Genomic DNA, 17273 nt, shown 5'->3' with positions numbered 1-17273 from the left:
TGGCCCCTCGGGTATCGTCCGTTCGTTCAGTCGGAGATGCGACCGTCCACCCGTTCGCCCTAGCCAGTTGTCAGACGATCGGGCAGAATCCGGTTCACGCGCTACCAAGCGCGGTCACGTCCTCGCTGATCCCACAGATCTGACGATGGTTCCGGAACGGCCATCACGAGTGGCCCGCCACCGGGACGATGGAGGCGAAGGTGTCCGACGAGCGACCTTCTCCGGAAGGCCCGGCCACCTTCCGTGAAGTCTTCGCCCAGAGTGAGTACCGCGCCGTCTTCGCGGCCAACACGCTGACCTGGATCGGCGACTACGTCGCCAAGGCGGCGGTCACCCTCCTGGTCTACCGGACGACCCAGTCCGTCGCGCTCTCCGCCGCCGCCTTCGCGGTGAGCTACCTGCCCTGGCTGATCGGCGGGCCCCTGCTGGCCACCATCGCCGAGCGGCACCGCTACCGGCAGGTGATGGTCGTCTGCGACCTCATCCGCATGTCGCTCATGCTGCTCATCGCGATCCCGGGCATCCCGGTGCCGGTGATCCTGGCGCTGTTGTTCGCCACCACCCTGGCCAACCCACCGAGTCAGGCCGCCCGGTCCGCGTTGATGCCGCTGATCCTGCCCGGTGACCGGCTCGTCGTCGGGCTCTCCATCAACGCCAGCGTGGGACAGGCCGCCCAGGTGGTCGGCTACCTGCTCGGCGCCGTGGTGGCGACGGTCAGCCCGACCGCCGCGCTGCTGATGAACGCGACCGCCTTCGCGCTCTCCGCGCTGCTCGTCCGCCTCGGCGTCCGCGACCGGGCACCGGCGATGAGCACCGCTCACCGCAGTCACCTGCTGCGCGAGACCGCCGACGGCTTCCGGATCGTCTTCGGTACGCCGGTGCTGCGGGCGATCGCCGTCCTGGTCTTCAGCGCCATGCTCTTCTCGATCGTGCCCGAGGGGCTCGCCGCCGCCTGGGCGAACGAGAGCGCGGGCGACATGAACACCGGCCTGGCGCAAGCCGTGATCATGGCCTCGCACCCGCTCGGCTTCATCCTCGGCGGCCTGCTGATCGGGCGGCTCGTCGGGCCGACCCGCCGACTGGCCCTGATGCGACCGCTGGCCGTCTTCGCGCCGCTGGCCCTGGTGCCGTCGCTGCTCGATCCCGCACCGGTGATGGTGGCGCTGCTCGCCGCCGTCTCCGGGTTCGCGGTCGCCGGCATGCTGCCGGTCGCCAACGGACTCTTCGTGCAGGCCCTGCCGGACGGCTTCCGGGCCCGGGCCTTCGGCGTGATGGCCACCGGCGTACAGGTGATCCAGGGCGCCGCGGTGCTGGTGACCGGGCTGCTCGCCGAGCGCTTCCCGATCCCCGTCGTGGTCGGGGTGTGGAGTGTCGCGGGCGTGCTGCTGATGTCGATCGTCGCGCTCCGCTGGCCCGACCACCGGGCCGTGGCCGCCTCCGTCGATGCGGCCCGACGCGCCGGTGCCGACCCCGCTCAGGGCGGTGCCAGCGGGTCCGAGGCGCCCGGCTCCGAGCAGGTGGGTCCGGGCCGACCACAGCACGCGGTGAGCTGAACCACGCTCGGCGGGCCGTCCCGGTCGGGCCGTCGGTCGACGATGCCTGGCAGGATGGAACGGTGAATCCCGCAGGTGAGTCCGAGCGCAACGGTGAGACGGTCACGCTCTTCGAGGCCGTCGGCGGCGAGCCCACGTTCCGCAAGCTGGTCGACGAGTTCTACGCCGGTATCGCCACCGATCCGCTGCTGCGGCCGATGTACCCGGAGGACCTGGGCCCGGCCTCCGACCGGATGAGGCTGTTCCTCATGCAGTACTGGGGCGGCCCGAACACCTACTCGTCGCAGCGCGGGCACCCCCGGCTGCGGATGCGGCACGCGCCGTTCCGGATCGGCGCGGCCGAGCGCGACGCCTGGCTGCGGCACATGCGTCGGGCGGTCGAGCGCCTCGACCTGCCTCCGACGATCGAGACCGAGCTCTGGAACTACCTGGAGCGGGCGGCCTTCTTCATGGTCAACTCGATGGAGGACCCGGGCGCGTCCGCGTGAGGCGTAGCCGCCCCGCCCGGGGCGTGCCCGCCACCCGCGCGGCGGCGGGCCGCACCCGTCGGGTTGATCAGAGCAGCGCGCCCTCGTCGTGCAGCCAGTCGACGAAGCTGGTCGCCACCGCCGCACCACAGTCGAGCAACTCGACCAGGAGGGCGTCGTGGGCCCCGGCGGCGAGCGGCACCTGCAACTCGGCGTAGATCGGCAACTGGCCACGCTCGGTGGCGTCACCCACGTACGCCTTGCAGAAGCGCCGGGTGTGGTTCCACTCGTTGACCACCCGGTAGGCGCGGTCCGCCCAGTCCGGCGGCACGGTCGCGTGCGGCCGGGCCCGGAGCACCAGGATCTCGTCCTCCGGCCCCTCCAGCGTGACCAGCACCGCGTGCCGCTCCCACATGGCCAACAGGTTGCCGTCGCCGTCGGCGAGATAGCGCACGTCGAGCAGGTCGAGTGCGTCGCAGACCCGGCCCAGGGTGACCGGTTCGACGGTCGCCGGCATGTCGGCGATCAACGGATGCTCCCCGCCCGACCGGTCGTCCCCCGGTCGGCGGGGCGGAGGCGGCCCGACCCGGACCGTGCCTTCCACCGTGATCCTGCTTCGAGTTTCCGGGTCACCGCCACTGGCGGGACCGGGGCGCCATGACCACCACGGCATCGCTCGCGCACCTCACTCCCCAGCGGATCCAGTCGCCTACGGTGGGTTGGATCCGAGGATGGACGGTACCCGGACAGCCGGAACGAAGCACCCCCCCAACGGCAGCCCCAGCCCAGAAGGATGAACCAGGGTCATCCGTTCGCATGAGCCACAGAGGGCCGTACGACAAGATCCGTGGCCTTCTGCGACCAGACGGCTCCATACGGTCCCACCAGTCCGACCCATCGGCCAGCCGTACGGACCTGGACCGCGCCCGATTCCGGCGAATCCCCGGCAGGCCCTAGGAAACCCATCCGAACCAGACCCTGCACCAACCGCTGGGTCACCTCCACCGGACGGGCAGGCTCGTCGTCCGGCGTGACCACCACCGCCACGTGGTCGAGCAGGGCGTCCCGCAGCGCACGCTGCCCGACCGCCCGACCGGCCACCCCGTGCGCGGCGGCCTCGCGCAGGGTTCCCGCCGCCGCCGAGGCGAGCCGACGCAGTTCCCCGCCCGGCAGCGTCTCCACCCACCGACTCCCGGCCGGCGGCAACGCCCAGCGCCACTGCGCGTCCTGTCGCGCGGGCAGGACGGCCCCACCGGCCGCCAGTTCGGCCAGAAGGCTCCCGGCGGCCACGGTGACGTCCCCGGCGCCCGGACCGGCCACCGTGCGCGCCACCAGGACGCCCCACGGCAGCCGGGCCCAGAGGGCGGTACGGCCCGGCGCACCGGCGGGCCGCAACCGGACCAGGGCCGTGTTCTCCAACCGCACCAGCCGGGACAGGAACGCCCCGGCGTCGGCGACGTCGGCGATCCCGTGCCCGGTGCCGTCGCCCGTCGGTCCGGTCACGGTGTCCCGCCGTCGAGGGCGTACCCGAGCAGGAACGTCCGCTCCTGCTCGGTCAGCCGGCGAGCCGCCTGCTGGGCCAGGTCGAACGGCACCAGCACCGAACGCGCCCGGCTGACCAGCAGGTCGCCGTCGTACATCTCGTAGCCGATGGTGAACGAGGCGGCCCGGATCTGCTCCACCCAGAGGTCGATCCGCACCGTGGGCGCACCCTCGGCGGTGGCACGGTGCAGGGCGAAGTCGACCGGACGCAGATAGTCGATCTCGTGCCGCCGGATCACCACGCCGTTGGTGAACGAGTCGATCCCCTGGGCCTGGGCACCGGCGAACATCAACGCCACCCGGGCCTCCTCGTACAGCGTGAGGAAGCGGGCGTTGTTGACGTGCCCGTACGCGTCCTGGTCGGACCAGCGCAGGGTGCAGTGGTAGACGAACCGGTCAGCCACGACGATCCGCCCCGATCAGTCGCGGGTCAGCTTGCGGTAGGTCACCCGGTGCGGCCGGGCCGCCTCGGCGCCGAGCCGGTCGACCTTGTTCTTCTCGTACGCCTCGAAGTTGCCCTCGAACCAGAACCACTTGGCCGGGTTCTCGTCGTCGCCCTCCCAGGCCAGGATGTGCGTGGCGACCCGGTCCAGGAACATCCGGTCGTGGGAGATCACCACGGCGCAGCCGGGGAACTCCAGCAGCGCGTTCTCCAGGCTGGACAGCGTCTCGACGTCCAGGTCGTTGGTCGGCTCGTCGAGCAGGATCACGTTCCCGCCGATCTTGAGCGTGAGCGCCAGGTTGAGCCGGTTGCGCTCGCCGCCGGAGAGCACCTTGGTCGGCTTCTGCTGGTCCGGCCCCTTGAACCCGAACGCCGCGATGTACGCCCGGGAGGGCATCTCGACCTTGCCCACCATGAGGTGGTCCAGCCCGTCGGAGACGACCTCCCAGACCGACTTGTCACCGGCCAGGCCCTGCCGGTTCTGGTCGACGTACGACAGCGAGACGGTCTCGCCGACCTTGACCGAGCCGCCGGTCGGCTGCTCCAGCCCGACGATGGTCTTGAACAGCGTGGTCTTGCCGACACCGTTCGGGCCGATGATGCCGACGATGCCGTTGCGCGGCAGCGAGAACGACAGGTTGTCGATCAGCACCCGGTCACCGAAGCCCTTGGTCAGGTTGTGCGCCTCGATGACGGTGTTGCCCAGACGCGGACCCGGCGGGATCTGGATCTCCTCGAAGTCCAGCTTGCGGGTCTTCTCCGCCTCGGCGGCCATCTCGTCGTACCGGTCGAGCCGGGCCTTGGACTTGGTCTGCCGCGCCTTGGCGTTGGAGCGCACCCACTCCAGCTCCTCGGTGAGGCGCTTCTTCATCTTGGCGTCGCGACGTCCCTCGACGGCGAGCCGGGCGGCCTTCTTCTCCAGGTACGTGGAGTAGTTGCCCTCGTAGCCGACGGCCCGGCCCCGGTCCAGCTCCAGGATCCAGCCGGCCACGTTGTCCAGGAAGTACCGGTCGTGGGTGATCGCCAGCACCGTGCCGGCGTACTTGGCCAGGTGCTGCTCCAGCCACTGCACGCTCTCCGCGTCCAGGTGGTTGGTGGGCTCGTCGAGCAGCAGCAGGTCGGGCGCCTCCAGCAGCAGCTTGCAGAGCGCGACCCGGCGGCGCTCACCACCGGAGAGCTGGGTCACGTCGGCGTCCGGCGGCGGGCAGCGCAGCGCGTCCATGGCCAGTTCGAGCTTGGAGTCGATGTCCCAGGCGTCGGCGTGGTCCAGCTCCTCCTGGAGCCGGCCCATCTCCTCCATCAGCTCGTCGGAGTAGTCGGTCGCCATCTGCTCGGCGATCTTGTTGAACCGCTCCAGCTTGGCCTTGGTGTCCGCGACCGCCTCCTCGATGTTGCCGAGGACGGTCTTCGCGTCGTTGAGCGGCGGCTCCTGGGCCAGCAGCCCGACGGTGTAGCCGGGCATCAACCGGGCCTCGCCGTTGCTCGGCCGGTCCAGCCCTGCCATGATCTTGAGGAGGCTGGACTTACCGGCGCCGTTCGGACCGACCACACCGATCTTGGCCCCCGGCAGGAAGCTCAGCGTCACGTTGTCGAGCACGACCTTGTCGCCGTGCGCCTTGCGCGCCTTTTCCAGGACGTAGATGTACTGGGCCACGGTACGGGCTACCCTCCGTCGGTGGTGATCGCCGAATGTCGTGTGGTGCGGGTGCGGGCCGGATGACCGCCCGCCGCCGGCCGGGAAGCCGGCCGCGCGCACGCCATCGTCAATCCTGACAGGTACGCCGCCCCGCGCCCACATCGCCCCGCCCGACGTCGCCGGGCAGACCACCGGGGCGACGCGGGGCAGCCCAGGGTGTCGGGGCAGGCGGCGGGCCATGTCACCATGATCACGTTCACGGTTGACGGAGTCTGGGAAGGGTAGGTGACTCCGGCACGGGGGAACAGACGCCGCAGCTACGCTCAGTACGCTCATCGCGGTGGACCCGTCAGCACCCGGAGGTGGCCGATCGTGACCGTCCGTAGCTCCTTTGTCGTAGTGGCGAATCGACTGCCGGTCGACGAGGTGAGCACACCTGAGGGCCGGCAGTGGCGACGCAGCCCGGGCGGGCTGGTCACCGCACTGCATCCCGTCCTCGCCGAGCATCAGGGCACCTGGGTCGGGTGGGCCGGCGGCACCGGCGCGGCCCCCGAACCGTTCGACCTGGAGGGCATCCGCCTGCACCCGGTGCCGTTGAGCGCCGAGGAACTGGAGCGCTACTACGAGGGCCAGTCCAACGCCACCATCTGGCCGCTGTACCACGACGCCGTCGAGACGCCCGCCTACAAGCGACGCTGGCGCGAGGCGTACCGGCTGGTCAACGCCCGCTTCGCGGAGGCCGCGGCGGAGGTCGCGGCCGAGGGTGCGACGGTCTGGGTGCAGGACTACCAGCTCCAGTTGGTGCCCGCCATGCTCCGGGAGCTCCGTCCCGACCTGCGGATCGGGTTCTTCCTGCACATCCCGTTCCCGCCGATCGAGCTGTTCATGCAGATGCCGTTCCGCACCGAGATCCTGCGCGGGCTGCTCGGTGCCGACCTGGTCGGGTTCCAGCAGCGGCTGGCCGCGCAGAACTTCGTCCGGCTGGCCCGCCACCTGCTCGGCCTGCGGTACGAGGGCCAGATGATCCAGGTGGACGGTCGACAGGTCAAGGCCGGGGCGTTCCCCATCTCCATCGACACCAAGGAGATGGAGCGGTTGGCCGCCGACCCGGCGATCCAGGCCCGGGCCAAGGAGATCCGCGAGGAGCTGGGCAACCCCAAGACGATCATCCTCGGCGTGGACCGGCTCGACTACACCAAGGGCATCGAACTACGCCTCAAGGCCTTCCGGGAACTGCTCGCTGACGGAAAGTTGACAGTTCCGGACGCCGTTATGGTGCAGGTCGCCACGCCGAGCCGCGAACGGGTCGAGCACTACCAGGCACTTCGCGTCAAGGTCGAGCGCGAGGTTGGTCGGATTAATGGCGAATTTGGGCGGGTCGGTGTGCCGGCGGTGCATTATCTGCATCAGTCGTACAGTCGGACCGAACTGGCTGCGATGTACGCCGCCGCTGACGTGATGATGGTGACTCCACTGCGAGACGGAATGAACCTCGTGGCCAAGGAGTATGTCGCGTCGAGGGCGGACCACGGGGGCGCGCTCGTACTCAGTGAGTTCGCCGGCGCAGCCACCGAGCTGCGTCAGGCGTTCCTGTGCAACCCGCACGACCCCGACGCGGTCAAGGACGCTCTGCTACGGGCCGTGCATGTGGAGAAGCCGGAGGCTCGTCGCCGTATGCGGACAATGCAACGCCATCTGCGCACCCACGACGTGGGGCACTGGGCGAAGTCCTTCCTCACCGAACTAGGTGTGCCTGACATGGAGGCGGCGTGAACGCCGGCTCACACGAGATCATCACCCCGGCGGCGGGCACCATGGACCCGGAACTCCGGTCCGCCATCGGCCGGATCGCCCGGGTCCCCCAACTCCTGGTCGCCTGCGACTACGACGGCACACTCGCGCCCATCGTCGAGGACCCGAGCAAGGCCGTACCCCTGCCGGAGTCGGTGGCGGCGGTGCGCGCCCTGGCCGCGCTGCCGCAGACCACCGTGGCCGTCGTCTCCGGACGCGCGCTGCGTGACCTGGCCGCGCTCTCCCGGCTGCCCAGCGAGGTCCACCTGGTCGGCAGCCACGGCTCCGAGTTCGACATCGGATTCGTCGAGCGGCTCTCCCCCGAGCTGATCGCGGTCCGCACCCGGCTGCGGGACGCACTGCGCGAGATCGCCGCGGTCCACCCGGGCGTACGCCTGGAACGCAAACCGGCGAGCGTCGCGGTGCACACCCGTGGGGTGGCGCCCGAGATCGCCGGCGCGGCCATCGAGGCGGTCCGCAACGGCCCCGCCACCTGGCCGGACGTGACGGTCACCCAGGGCAAGGAGGTGATCGAGCTGTCCGTGGTGGCCACCCACAAGGGCACCGCGGTCGACCAGCTCCGCACCCAGCTCTCCGCCAGCGCGGTGCTCTTCATCGGTGACGACATCACCGACGAGAACGCCTTCGGCAACCTGCACGGCCCCGACGTCGGCATCAAGATCGGGCCTGGCGAGACCAAGGCCGGCTACCGGGTGGACGAGCCGATCGAGGCCGCCCGCGCGCTCGGACTGCTCCTGGAGACCCGACGACACTGGCTGTTCGGCGAGCGCGCGGTGCCCATCGAGCGGCACTCGATGCTGGCCAACGGGCGTACCGTCGCCCTGCTCACGCCGGACGCCAAGGTCTCCTGGCTGTGCAACCCCAAGCCCGACTCGGCGGCGATCTTCGCCGACCTGGTCGGCGGCAGCCCGGCCGGACACTTCAGCGTCGCGCCCGAACGCGGCGGCATCCCGCTGGGCCAGCGCTACCGGTCGGGCACCATGACCGTGGAGACCCGCTGGTCCGGGCTGACCGTCACCGACTGGCTCGACAAGCCCGACCCCAAGGCCACGCCGGACGGCCCCGCGATCATCTCCGGGGACTCGACGCTGATCCGGGTGCTGGCCGGCACCGGCCGGGTCCGGGTGGAGTTCGCCCCCCGGCCCGAGTTCGCGCAGGTCGCCGTCCAGCTCCAACCGGTCGGCGACGGCCTGCTGGTGCTCGGTTCCAACGAGCCCATCGCGCTCTACTCCCCCGGCGTGCAGTGGGAGGTCGGCAACGACGGCGGGTACGAGACCGCCAAGGCGGTGGTCGACCTCTCGGCGCTCGGCGGGCAGGTCGTGCTGGAGCTGCGGTTCGGTACGCACAGCCTGGAACACCACCGGCTACCGATCCACGAGCGGCAGGCCGCCGCGGAACGCCCCTGGAAGGACTGGGTCGCCTCGCTGCGGCTGCCGACCACCGCACGGGACCTGGTCGCCCGCAGCGCGCTCACGCTGCGCGGCCTCTGCCACGAGGCGACCGGCTCGATCCTCGCCGCCGCGACCACCTCGCTCCCCGAGGAACTGGGCGGCGTCCGCAACTGGGACTACCGCTACTGCTGGCTGCGCGACGCCGCGATGACCGCCCGCGCCCTGGTCGACCTCGGCTCGATCAGCGAGGCCGAGGCGTTCCTGCGCTGGGTGGACGGCTGCGTCGAGCGCACCGGCGGACACCCGGAGCGGCTGCACCCGCTCTACACCGTCGACGGGTACGAGCTGGGCGCGGAAGCCGTCATCGACACGCTGCCCGGCTACGCCGGCTCCCGGCCGGTACGCGTCGGCAACCTCGCCAACCACCAGCTCCAGCTCGACGTGTTCGGCCCGATCGCCGACCTCATCGCCGCCACCGCCGACGCCCGGGGGTCGGTCCGGCCCGAGGAGTGGCGGGTGCTGGAGAACATGGTCGAGGCGGTCCGTCGCCGCTGGCACGAGCCCGACCACGGCATCTGGGAGGCGCGTCTGCCTCCCCGGCACCACATCTTCTCGAAGGTGATGTGCTGGATGACCGTCGACCGGGCGCTGCACGTCACCCGGCAGCACGGCGGCGAGGACCGCACCGAGTGGGTGGAGCTGCGCGACCGGATCGGTGCCAACGTCCTCGAACACGGTTGGCACGAGCACGCCGGGGCGTACAGCGTCGCGTACGGCGACGAGGACATGGACGCCTCGTCGCTGTGGATCGGCCTGTCCGGGCTGCTGCCCGGCGACGACCCGCGCTTCCTCTCCACCGTGCTCAAGATCGAGGCGGACCTGCGCAGCGGCCCGGTCGTCTACCGCTACCACTGGGACGACGGCCTGCCCGGGCGGGAGGGCGGCTTCCACATCTGCACGTCCTGGCTGATCGAGGCGTACCTGCGCACCGGGCGGCGTACCGACGCCGAGGAGCTGTTCCTCCAGATGATCGACACGGCGGGTCCGACCGGACTGCTCCCCGAGCAGTACGACCCACTCGCCGAACGCGGGCTGGGCAACCACCCGCAGGCGTACAGCCACCTCGGCGTGATCCGCTGCGCCCTGCTGCTGGACAACATGCTCAAGCAGTAACCCTCGTACGCGCACCCGGAGCGGCCGGAGACCCCAGGTCCCCGGCCGCTCCGCCGTCTCTCTCTTTCCCCCCAGCCTCCCACCACCCTCCCCCTCGCTCTCTCGCTCCCCTCGCTCCCCTTCCTGGCAATCCCTCCCATATCGCCCACCAGGCCCGCCCGAGGACGTGGTTGATCAAGGAGCTTTGGTCTGGATCCGCCGCCCATCCAGACCAAAACTCCTTGATCAACAGGGGCGGCCTTGGGGGTTGCTGCGGAGGTGGGCGTGCGTGGTCGGGGTGACTTTCGGGTGCGTGGTCGGTGTTCGGCAAGACGACTTGCGAGCTGCGGGACATCTGGGTGGTCGGACAGGGCGGGCATCGGCCGCATGGCGACCCTGCGGCCGGCATGAGGTGGCGTTTGGGGGCCTGTGAGATGCATGTTCCGTTATGGGCTGATATGGGTCGGTGCTGGATGGAATCGGGGTGGGGTCGGTGGCGTTGTAACCGGGTGGCTGACCGAGGAGTACCTCGCCCCGTGGTGGGTGGCCGGCTGATGTCGGAATGACTCGGCTCGGTCGGTGGTTGTACCTGGTCCCGGCGCCGTAAGGGCCCTCGCGGATACCTCCTTCGGGGAATGGTCCGGCCGGGCAGGTGGTTGTGCATTGACCCGACGCCGCAGGTCCGCTGATCCCCTCGGATCTGGTGCGTTGGATCTCCCCTCTTCTTCAGCGCCTGACGGCGTTCGCGTCGCCTGTCCTTCCCCCCTTGCGGGCTGGTGGCGTCTACCCCCGAATGGAGCTTGTGATGAACTCGAAGCTGCTGCGTAAGAGTGTTCTCGGTGTCGCTGGTCTCGCCTTCGCCGGTGGTGTGTTCGCCGGTCCGGTCGGTCAGGCCGACGCCACCCCCGTCACCACCTCCCTGGTGGCGGTGCAGGCCGACAAGCCCGACACCGGCAAACTGATCCCGCACGGTGTGCAGGGCGCCCAGTCCCGCATCGACCTGTCCGACGAGCAGGTCGCCAACGCCAAGGCGATCATCGCGGCGACGAAGAAGGCCGGCATGGACGAGCGTGCCGCCGTGATCGCGATCGGTACGGCGTTCCAGGAGTCGAAGCTGGAGAACCTCGGCCACCTCGGTGACCGCAACGACCACGACTCGCAGGGCCTGTTCCAGCAGCGCCCGTCCTCGGGTTGGGGCACCGTGGAGCAGATCACCGACCCCGAGTACTCGACCCTCGCGTTTTTGAAGGGTTTGAAGCAGGTCGACGGGTGGCAGGACATGCCGTTGACGGTGGCGGCGCAGACGGTGCAGGTGTCGGCGTTCCCGGATCACTACGCGCAGTGGGAGCAGCAGGCCGCCGACCTGGTCGCCGCACACTGGAACAGCTGACCGCAGGCTTTCCTCGACAAGGGGGAGCAAGAACGCCGCCGGCCGGCACCCGCAACCTGGGGTGCCGGCCGGCGGCGTCTCCCGTGCCTGCGGGATGCGGCACCGCGCGGGGGCGGCAGGCAAGGAGGGGACCCTTCCTCTACACCAGGCGTTAGCACGGGACCCCTCCTTACACCGAACCCCGACGGCGGTGGTGGCGGGCGATGTCGACGAGGGCGACCAGCAGGGCCAGGGCGATGATGCCGGCCGACACCAGCAGGGACCGTTCGAAGGCCTTCGACCAGGCGTCGCCCCCGCCGGACAGCGCCGAGAAGAAGACGGCGCCGACGGCCGCGATCCCGGCCGCCGACCCGATGCGCTGACCGGTCTGCAGCATGCCCGCGCCGCTACCCGCCTGCGGTACCGGCACCTGGGACAGGGTCAGCGTCTGGTTCGGAGCGATCACCAGGCCGCTGCCCAGCCCGGCCAGCAGCAGCGGCGCCGCGGTCACCCACGGTACGGGCGCGTACGGCGCCAGCTCGATGGCGAGCGCGACGAGTCCGAGCCCGACCACCACGGCGAGCAGCCCGACGGCGACCAGGGGTCGGCCGTAGCGGTTGACGATCCGCCCGCCGACGGCCGAGGCGACGGCCGATCCGAGCGCGAACGGTGTGATCGCCAGCCCGGCGACCAGCGCGCTGTAGCCGCGACCGTTCTGCAGGTACAGCGTGAAGATGAAGAAGATCGCGGTGAACCCGCCGAAGTAGACCAGGGCGATCAGCGAACCCAGCGCGTACGACTGCCGGGTGAACAGGCGTACGTCGAACAGGGGTGGACCCTGGCGTGCGTACCGCCGCTCCCAGAGCACGAAGCCGACCAGGGCGACCAGGCCGGCGGGGAGCAGCAGCCACTTCGCCGGGCCGTGCCACTGTTCCCGCTGCACCAGCGGCAGCAGCACCAGGGTCACGCCGACGCCGAGCAGCACCACGCCGATCGGGTCGGGCCGACGGCGCACCACCTCGCCGATCGGGTGGCGGGGCAGCAGCCGCCAGCCGAGGACGACCGCGACGATGCCGACCGGCACGTTGACGAAGAAGACCCACCGCCACCCGTGTTCGGGCCCACCGGCGGCGATCAGCAGCCCACCGAGCAGTGGTCCGACCGCGGTGGAGATGCCGATGGTGGCACCGAGCAACCCGAAGGGCCGAGCTCGCTCCGGGCCCTGGAACAGTTGCTGGATGAGGCCGGTCACCTGCGGGTTCACCAGCCCGGCGGCAGCGCCCTGGAGTAGTCGGGCGGCGACCAGCCAGCCGGGTGACTGGGCGAGTCCGGCGAGGGCGCTGGTCACGGTGAACAGGGCGATGCCGAACACGAAGGCGTTGCGTCGGCCGTGCACGTCGCCGAACCGGCCGGCCGGCACCAGCACCAGACCGAAGGTCAACGCATACCCGGAGAGCACCCACTGCAGGTCGCTCGGCCCGGCGTTCAGGGCCCGGTCCAGCGACGGGATGGCCACGTTGACGATGCTGATGTCGAGCAGCGTCATGAACGCCGCGACCAGTCCGACGCCCAGGGCCTGCCAGCGTCGCCGGTCGTCGTACGTGTCGGGGCCGGTGGAGCTCATCGTCTCCCTGTCGCGATCGGCGTCGTCCGCTGCGGCCCCGGTGCGGGCTCCACGACGTCAGGTGAGCTGCTGGGCGCAGAAGCGCGGACCGAAGTCGAGCCCGGCCATCGGCGAGTCCTCCCGGTGGAGCAGGTTCTTCTCGGTGAGCAGGTGCAGCGGGGTCTGCAACTCCTCCTCGGTCAGGCCGCACTCCTGGGCGATCAGGTCGGGGTAGGGGACCTGTCCGCGTACCTCCAGGGCCGCCACCGCGTCGTACACCCGAGCCTCGACGTCCGACAGCTGGACCTGCTGCATGGTTTCCTCCTTGGGCTCCACCGCCGGTCACCGGCGGTCCGCGTCGCGCGCTTACCCCGTGCGGGGCCGAAGATGCACCCCGCGCGGCCGGTGGCGCGCCGCCCCCCGGCGTGGCGGGGGCTGACCTAGGCTGCTGCGGTGACCGTCTGGGAACTCGTGGTGATCGGCGGCGGTCCCGCCGGCCTCTCCGCCGCCTACGCCGCCGCCCGGCGAGGGGTACGCACCCTGGTCCTCGAACGGGCCGCGCACCCCCGCTACAAGACGTGCGGCGGTGGCCTGACGGGTGTCTCGCTCGCGGCCGTGACCGGCCGGATCGAGGTTCCCGCCCGCGACGTGGTCGACCGGGTCACCTTCACCCTGGACGGGCGACGCGCACTCACCCGCCGGCACCGGGACGGCCCACTGGTCAGCATGGTGCGTCGGGAGGAGTTCGACGACCGGTTGCGGGCCGCCGCGGTGTCCGCCGGTGCGGAGGTCCGCGAGCGGGTCACGGTCCGCGCGCTCGACCAGACCCCCGAGGTCGTACGTCTGCGGTTGGCCGACGGTGACACGGTGCTGGCCCGGACCGTGGTCGGTGCCGACGGCTCCTCCGGGATCAGCGGCCGGTACGTCGGGGTGCGGCACCGGCAGGTGGATCTCGGGCTGGAACTGGAGTTGCCGGTGCCGTCGGCGCAGCAGGAGCGGTGGCGGCACCGGGTGCTGCTCGACTGGGGTCCGCTGCCCGGGTCGTACGGTTGGGTGTTCCCGAAGGGGGACCGGTTGACGGTGGGGGTGATCGCCGGACGGGGTGAGGGGGAGCGGACCCGGGACTACCTGCGCCGGTTCGTCGACCGGTTGGGCCTGGCCGGGATCAGTCCGGCGCACGACTCGGGGCACCTGACCCGCTGCCGGGCGGAGGACTCGCCGGTGCGGCGGGGGCGGGTGCTGGTCGCCGGGGACGCCGCCGGCCTGCTGGAACCCTGGACCCGGGAGGGGATCAGCTACGCCCTGCGCTCCGGCGAGTCGGCCGGTGACGCGGTGGCCGACGGCGATCTGGCCGGCTACGAACGGGCGGTGGCGCAGCGGCTGGTGCCGTCCATGCGGGCCGGGTACCGCCTGCTCGACGCGTTCGCCCGGCGGCCGGAGATCCTGCACGCGGCGATCGCGACGCCACCTGGCTGGCGGGCGTTCACCCGGTTCTGCCGGGGCCGGGCCGGTTTCGACGAGTTGGTCGCCCACCGGCCGGTACGCCTGGCGCTGGCGGTGGCCGCCCGGTTGCCCGGCCCGCGCGTCCCCGCCTGACTCCTGTCTACCAGGATCCTAGGATGCCCTAGCGGTGGCGGCGTGCCCCACACACCCGCCGACGCCTCACCCGTCATCGCCAGAAACGGCAGTCGCGCGAGTGCTCGGCTGTTTCCGGTCTCCGCCGCCGGGTAGGGCGATCGGTGAGGGCATCCGTCAGCGCACCGAGGAGACACCCGTGAGCGAGAACCAGTACACCCCGCAGGACCCGACCGAGCAGTACGGCCAGCAGTCGGGTCAGCCGAGCCAGCAGCAGTCGCCGCCGGGGCGGACCGACGACATGGCGCCCGAGCCGGACCACGGTGAGAAGACCTACCGGGGCACCGGCAAGCTCGACGGCAAGAAGGCGCTGATCACCGGCGGTGACTCCGGCATCGGTCGGGCGGTGGCGATCGCCTACGCGCGGGAGGGCGCGGACGTGCTGATCTCGTATCTCGGTGCGGAGGAGGACGCCGACGCGCAGGAGACCGTGCGGCTGATCGAGGCCGCCGGCCGCAAGGGGATCGCGGTCCGTGGCGACATCGCCGACGAGCGCACCTGCGAGACGCTGATCGAGCGGGCGGTGAGCGACCTCGGCGGTATCGACATCCTGGTCAACAACGCGGCCTACCAGATGGCCCAGGAGAAGGGCATCGCGGGCATCAGCACCGAGCAGTTCGACCGGGTCTTCAAGACCAACCTGTACGCGATGTTCTGGCTGTGCAAGGCGGCCCTGCCGCACATGGGCGACGGCGCGACGATCATCAACACCTCGTCGGTCCAGGCGTTCGACCCGTCGCCGCAGCTACTCGACTACGCCACCACCAAGGCGGCGATCGCGAACTTCACCAAGGCCCTCGCCGCCGACGTGGTGGACCGGGGCATCCGGGTGAACGCGGTCGCGCCGGGCCCGATCTGGACCCCGTTGATCCCGGCGACCATGCCCGAGAAGAAGGTGGAACAGTTCGGCCAGGACACGCCGGTCGGCCGGCCCGGTCAGCCCGCCGAGTTGGCGCCTGCGTACGTCTTCTTCGCCTCGCAGGAGTCGAGCTTCATCACCGGCGAGATCCTCGGCGTCACGGGCGGCCGCTTCACCAAGTGATCGGCGTGCGCGTGATCGCCTGCAAGGAGGGGTCCCCTGCCCACGCCTCGTGCATAGCAGGGGACCCCTCCTAACGCACAAGCCGCCGGCACGGACGCCTGCCGCACCGCTGGGCGTCTGCCGTCGGGCGGTCAGCGGGGCCAGGCAGCCAGGTGCCGGCGGATCCGGTCGATGTCGGCCCCCCCGAGGCCGTACCGGGCGAACCGCCCGTCCGGGATCCGGTCGAGGTAACGCCCGGCCTCGCGTACGTCCTCGTCGTCGAGCGCCGGATCGAGTTGCCGAGCCAACGCCAGCAGCTCGCCGACGGACCGGTGCTCCAACGCGGAGGCGACGTCGATGTAGTCGCGCACCTCCCGCCGGTTGACCAGGGCGGCGGTCTTGTTGGCGATCAGGTCGCGGACGTCCATCACGGGCCCGAACTCCATCACCACCGGGCTGCGGTGTCGGTCCAGCCGGGCCAGACTGAGCCGGATCTGCCGACCGTCTCGGGCGACCACGAAGTCCCGCATGTCCCGGTCGAAGCCCTCGAACAGGCCGCCGAGGTCACTGTCCGCGTCCGCGTCGGCGACCTCGAAGCCGGCCGCCTCCAGCGCCTCCCGTACCCCGGCGGCGGCCGCCGCCGCCGCGCCCTCGACGTCCGCGAACAGGTCGACGTCTTCGGTGGGTCGGGTGACCAGGCCGTACGCGGCCCACGCCACCCCGCCGCCGAGCACGAAACGGTGCGGCCCGGCGACGTCCAGCGCCACCCGCGCCACCTCGCGATAGAACTCGTGCGGGTGCGGCCCGGTCACGCCGATCGGAGACTCCGGTGCCGGGTCTCCCACGCCAGCCGTACGCCCCGGGGCAGGTTCAACTGTCGCCACACCCGCCGCAGGATCCGGCCGTCGACGAGACTGCGCAGGTCGTCGACGTTGGTGGTCTCCCGCAGGACGTTCTCGTACATCCAGAGCAGTTGGTCGTGGTCGGCCAGGTCGAAGGCGCGGTCGGCGCACCACATCAGGCGTACCGGTAGCTCGACCACGCCCCGGGTGGGTCCGCGCAGTTCGGTCAACGTCCCGGTCACCAGCGTGGGACGGCCGGGTCGGGCCAGAAAGGCCACGCCGGACGTGGTGGGGGAGACCGCCTGCATGCTGTCAGGGTAACCCCAGCCGGTCCCGTACCGGACCCACGAGCTTTACCCACCTGCCCTTAACGCCTGCTCACCTGGCCCGTGCGACGCCTCGAAAGACAGGGGTGCGGGCGCGCCGAGGCGGGACGGAGGCCGTGGATGGGTGTGCCTATCTCGGCCCGGGCGCGTCGAATGTCCGAATCTCGGGTACGCCTGGGCGGAATCGGGGTGGGGTCGGTGGCGTTGTAACCGGGTGGCTGACCGAGCAGGACTCCACCCCGGCGGATGTCGGAATGATCTGGCTCGGTAGGTCGTTGTATCTGGTCCCGGCGCCGTGAGGGCTCGCGGATATCCCCGGGAATGATGCGGCCGGGTCGGTGGTGGTGATCCCGACGCGGCAAGGGCCTCCCGGATCCCCCCTTCCCTGGGAATGGTCCGGCCGGGCAGGTGGTTGTGCATTGACCCGACGTCGCAGGGTCCGCTGATCCCCTCGGATCTGGTGCGTTGGATTCACTTCTTCT

At 71.0% G+C, this 17273-nt stretch carries 15 protein-coding genes; 7 read left to right on the top strand and 8 right to left on the bottom strand.

The genetic code is table 11. The features are described from left to right. Positions 1–188 precede the first annotated feature (188 nt). Together ACIBMZ_RS28325 and ACIBMZ_RS28320 are read left to right on the top strand one after the other, a co-directional pair. A complete protein-coding gene (locus tag ACIBMZ_RS28325; protein WP_396698987.1) occupies positions 189–1553 on the top strand; it encodes an MFS transporter in 1365 nt (454 codons plus the stop codon). Between the two features lie 62 nt (positions 1554–1615). Further along, the gene (locus tag ACIBMZ_RS28320) at positions 1616–2041 is read left to right on the top strand and encodes a globin (protein WP_396698985.1); all 426 of its coding nucleotides are present in this window, start codon (positions 1616–1618) and stop codon (positions 2039–2041) included. 67 nt (positions 2042–2108) lie between these two features. On the opposite strand, the gene ACIBMZ_RS28315 is transcribed toward ACIBMZ_RS28320, so the two are convergent. From ACIBMZ_RS28315 to ettA, 4 genes are all read right to left on the bottom strand, one after another. Then, positions 2109–2693 (bottom strand): YbjN domain-containing protein, encoded by a 585-nt coding sequence (locus ACIBMZ_RS28315; RefSeq protein ID WP_396698983.1) that lies wholly within the window; start codon positions 2691–2693, stop codon positions 2109–2111. A 131-nt stretch (positions 2694–2824) separates the two neighbouring features. Beyond that, positions 2825–3523, bottom strand: a complete 699-nt coding sequence (locus ACIBMZ_RS28310; RefSeq protein WP_396698982.1) for a hypothetical protein — start codon at positions 3521–3523, stop codon at positions 2825–2827. Beyond that, entirely contained in the window at positions 3520–3966 is a 447-nt protein-coding gene (locus ACIBMZ_RS28305; RefSeq protein WP_396698980.1) for an acyl-CoA thioesterase, read from the bottom strand. The genes ACIBMZ_RS28310 and ACIBMZ_RS28305 overlap by 4 nt, the downstream gene beginning before the upstream one ends. A 15-nt stretch (positions 3967–3981) precedes the next feature. Then, positions 3982–5658 carry an energy-dependent translational throttle protein EttA gene (ettA, locus tag ACIBMZ_RS28300; RefSeq protein ID WP_396698978.1) on the bottom strand — a complete coding sequence of 559 codons (1677 nt, stop codon included), beginning with the start codon at positions 5656–5658 and terminating at the stop codon, positions 3982–3984. Positions 5659–6012: 354 nt separating this feature from the next. Between ettA and ACIBMZ_RS28295 the strand changes: the two genes are divergently transcribed. The 3 genes from ACIBMZ_RS28295 to ACIBMZ_RS28285 all read left to right on the top strand — a co-directional run bounded on the left by ACIBMZ_RS28295 (position 6013) and on the right by ACIBMZ_RS28285 (position 11385). Further along, complete coding sequence (locus ACIBMZ_RS28295; protein ID WP_396698976.1) at positions 6013–7413, top strand: trehalose-6-phosphate synthase; 1401 nt, start codon at positions 6013–6015, stop codon at positions 7411–7413. Positions 7414–7454: 41 nt separating this feature from the next. Further along, entirely contained in the window at positions 7455–10016 is a 2562-nt protein-coding gene (gene otsB / locus ACIBMZ_RS28290) for a trehalose-phosphatase (protein WP_396699074.1), read from the top strand. 784 nt (positions 10017–10800) lie between these two features. Beyond that, positions 10801–11385, top strand: coding sequence for a hypothetical protein (locus tag ACIBMZ_RS28285; protein ID WP_396698974.1), 585 nt, complete (start codon positions 10801–10803; stop codon positions 11383–11385). A gap of 169 nt (positions 11386–11554) precedes the next feature. Here the strand turns inward: ACIBMZ_RS28285 and ACIBMZ_RS28280 are convergent, their stop codons facing one another. Next, positions 11555–12988 (bottom strand): MFS transporter, encoded by a 1434-nt coding sequence (locus tag ACIBMZ_RS28280; RefSeq protein ID WP_396698972.1) that lies wholly within the window; start codon positions 12986–12988, stop codon positions 11555–11557. Between the two features lie 57 nt (positions 12989–13045). Beyond that, positions 13046–13282, bottom strand: a complete 237-nt coding sequence (locus tag ACIBMZ_RS28275) for a hypothetical protein (protein WP_350694415.1) — start codon at positions 13280–13282, stop codon at positions 13046–13048. A gap of 138 nt (positions 13283–13420) precedes the next feature. Here ACIBMZ_RS28275 and ACIBMZ_RS28270 point away from each other — a divergent pair, with 138 nt between their 5' ends. Then, on the top strand, positions 13421–14563 hold the full coding sequence (locus ACIBMZ_RS28270) for a geranylgeranyl reductase family protein (protein WP_396698970.1): 1143 nt from the start codon (positions 13421–13423) through the stop codon (positions 14561–14563). 178 nt (positions 14564–14741) lie between these two features. Beyond that, a complete protein-coding gene (locus tag ACIBMZ_RS28265) occupies positions 14742–15644 on the top strand; it encodes an SDR family oxidoreductase (protein ID WP_396698968.1) in 903 nt (300 codons plus the stop codon). A gap of 131 nt (positions 15645–15775) precedes the next feature. On the opposite strand, the gene ACIBMZ_RS28260 is transcribed toward ACIBMZ_RS28265, so the two are convergent. Next, positions 15776–16435 (bottom strand): nucleotidyl transferase AbiEii/AbiGii toxin family protein, encoded by a 660-nt coding sequence (locus ACIBMZ_RS28260; RefSeq protein WP_396698966.1) that lies wholly within the window; start codon positions 16433–16435, stop codon positions 15776–15778. Next, positions 16432–16773, bottom strand: a complete 342-nt coding sequence (locus ACIBMZ_RS28255) for a hypothetical protein (protein WP_396698964.1) — start codon at positions 16771–16773, stop codon at positions 16432–16434. Before ACIBMZ_RS28255 ends, ACIBMZ_RS28260 begins: the two co-directional genes overlap by 4 nt. Between the last annotated feature and the right edge of the window lie 500 nt (positions 16774–17273).

It is taken from the genome of Micromonospora sp. NPDC049900, from assembly GCF_044461025.1.
Taxonomy (GTDB): domain Bacteria; phylum Actinomycetota; class Actinomycetes; order Mycobacteriales; family Micromonosporaceae; genus Micromonospora.
The sequence above is the reverse complement of the archived record's forward strand: the minus strand, read 5'-3'. Positions and strand labels throughout refer to the sequence as shown.

Excerpts from the sequence above, each read along its gene's own strand:
- ACIBMZ_RS28255 (WP_396698964.1), bottom strand. The coding sequence starts at position 16,773 with ATGCAGGCGGTCTCCCCCACCACGTCCGGCGTGGCCTTTCTGGCCCGA.
- ACIBMZ_RS28280 (WP_396698972.1), bottom strand. The coding sequence starts at position 12,988 with ATGAGCTCCACCGGCCCCGACACGTACGACGACCGGCGACGCTGGCAG.
- ACIBMZ_RS28315 (WP_396698983.1), bottom strand. The coding sequence starts at position 2,693 with ATGCCGTGGTGGTCATGGCGCCCCGGTCCCGCCAGTGGCGGTGACCCG.
- ACIBMZ_RS28275 (WP_350694415.1), bottom strand. The coding sequence starts at position 13,282 with ATGCAGCAGGTCCAGCTGTCGGACGTCGAGGCTCGGGTGTACGACGCG.
- ACIBMZ_RS28325 (WP_396698987.1), top strand. The coding sequence starts at position 189 with ATGGAGGCGAAGGTGTCCGACGAGCGACCTTCTCCGGAAGGCCCGGCC.
- ACIBMZ_RS28285 (WP_396698974.1), top strand. The coding sequence starts at position 10,801 with ATGAACTCGAAGCTGCTGCGTAAGAGTGTTCTCGGTGTCGCTGGTCTC.
- otsB (WP_396699074.1), top strand. The coding sequence starts at position 7,455 with ATGGACCCGGAACTCCGGTCCGCCATCGGCCGGATCGCCCGGGTCCCC.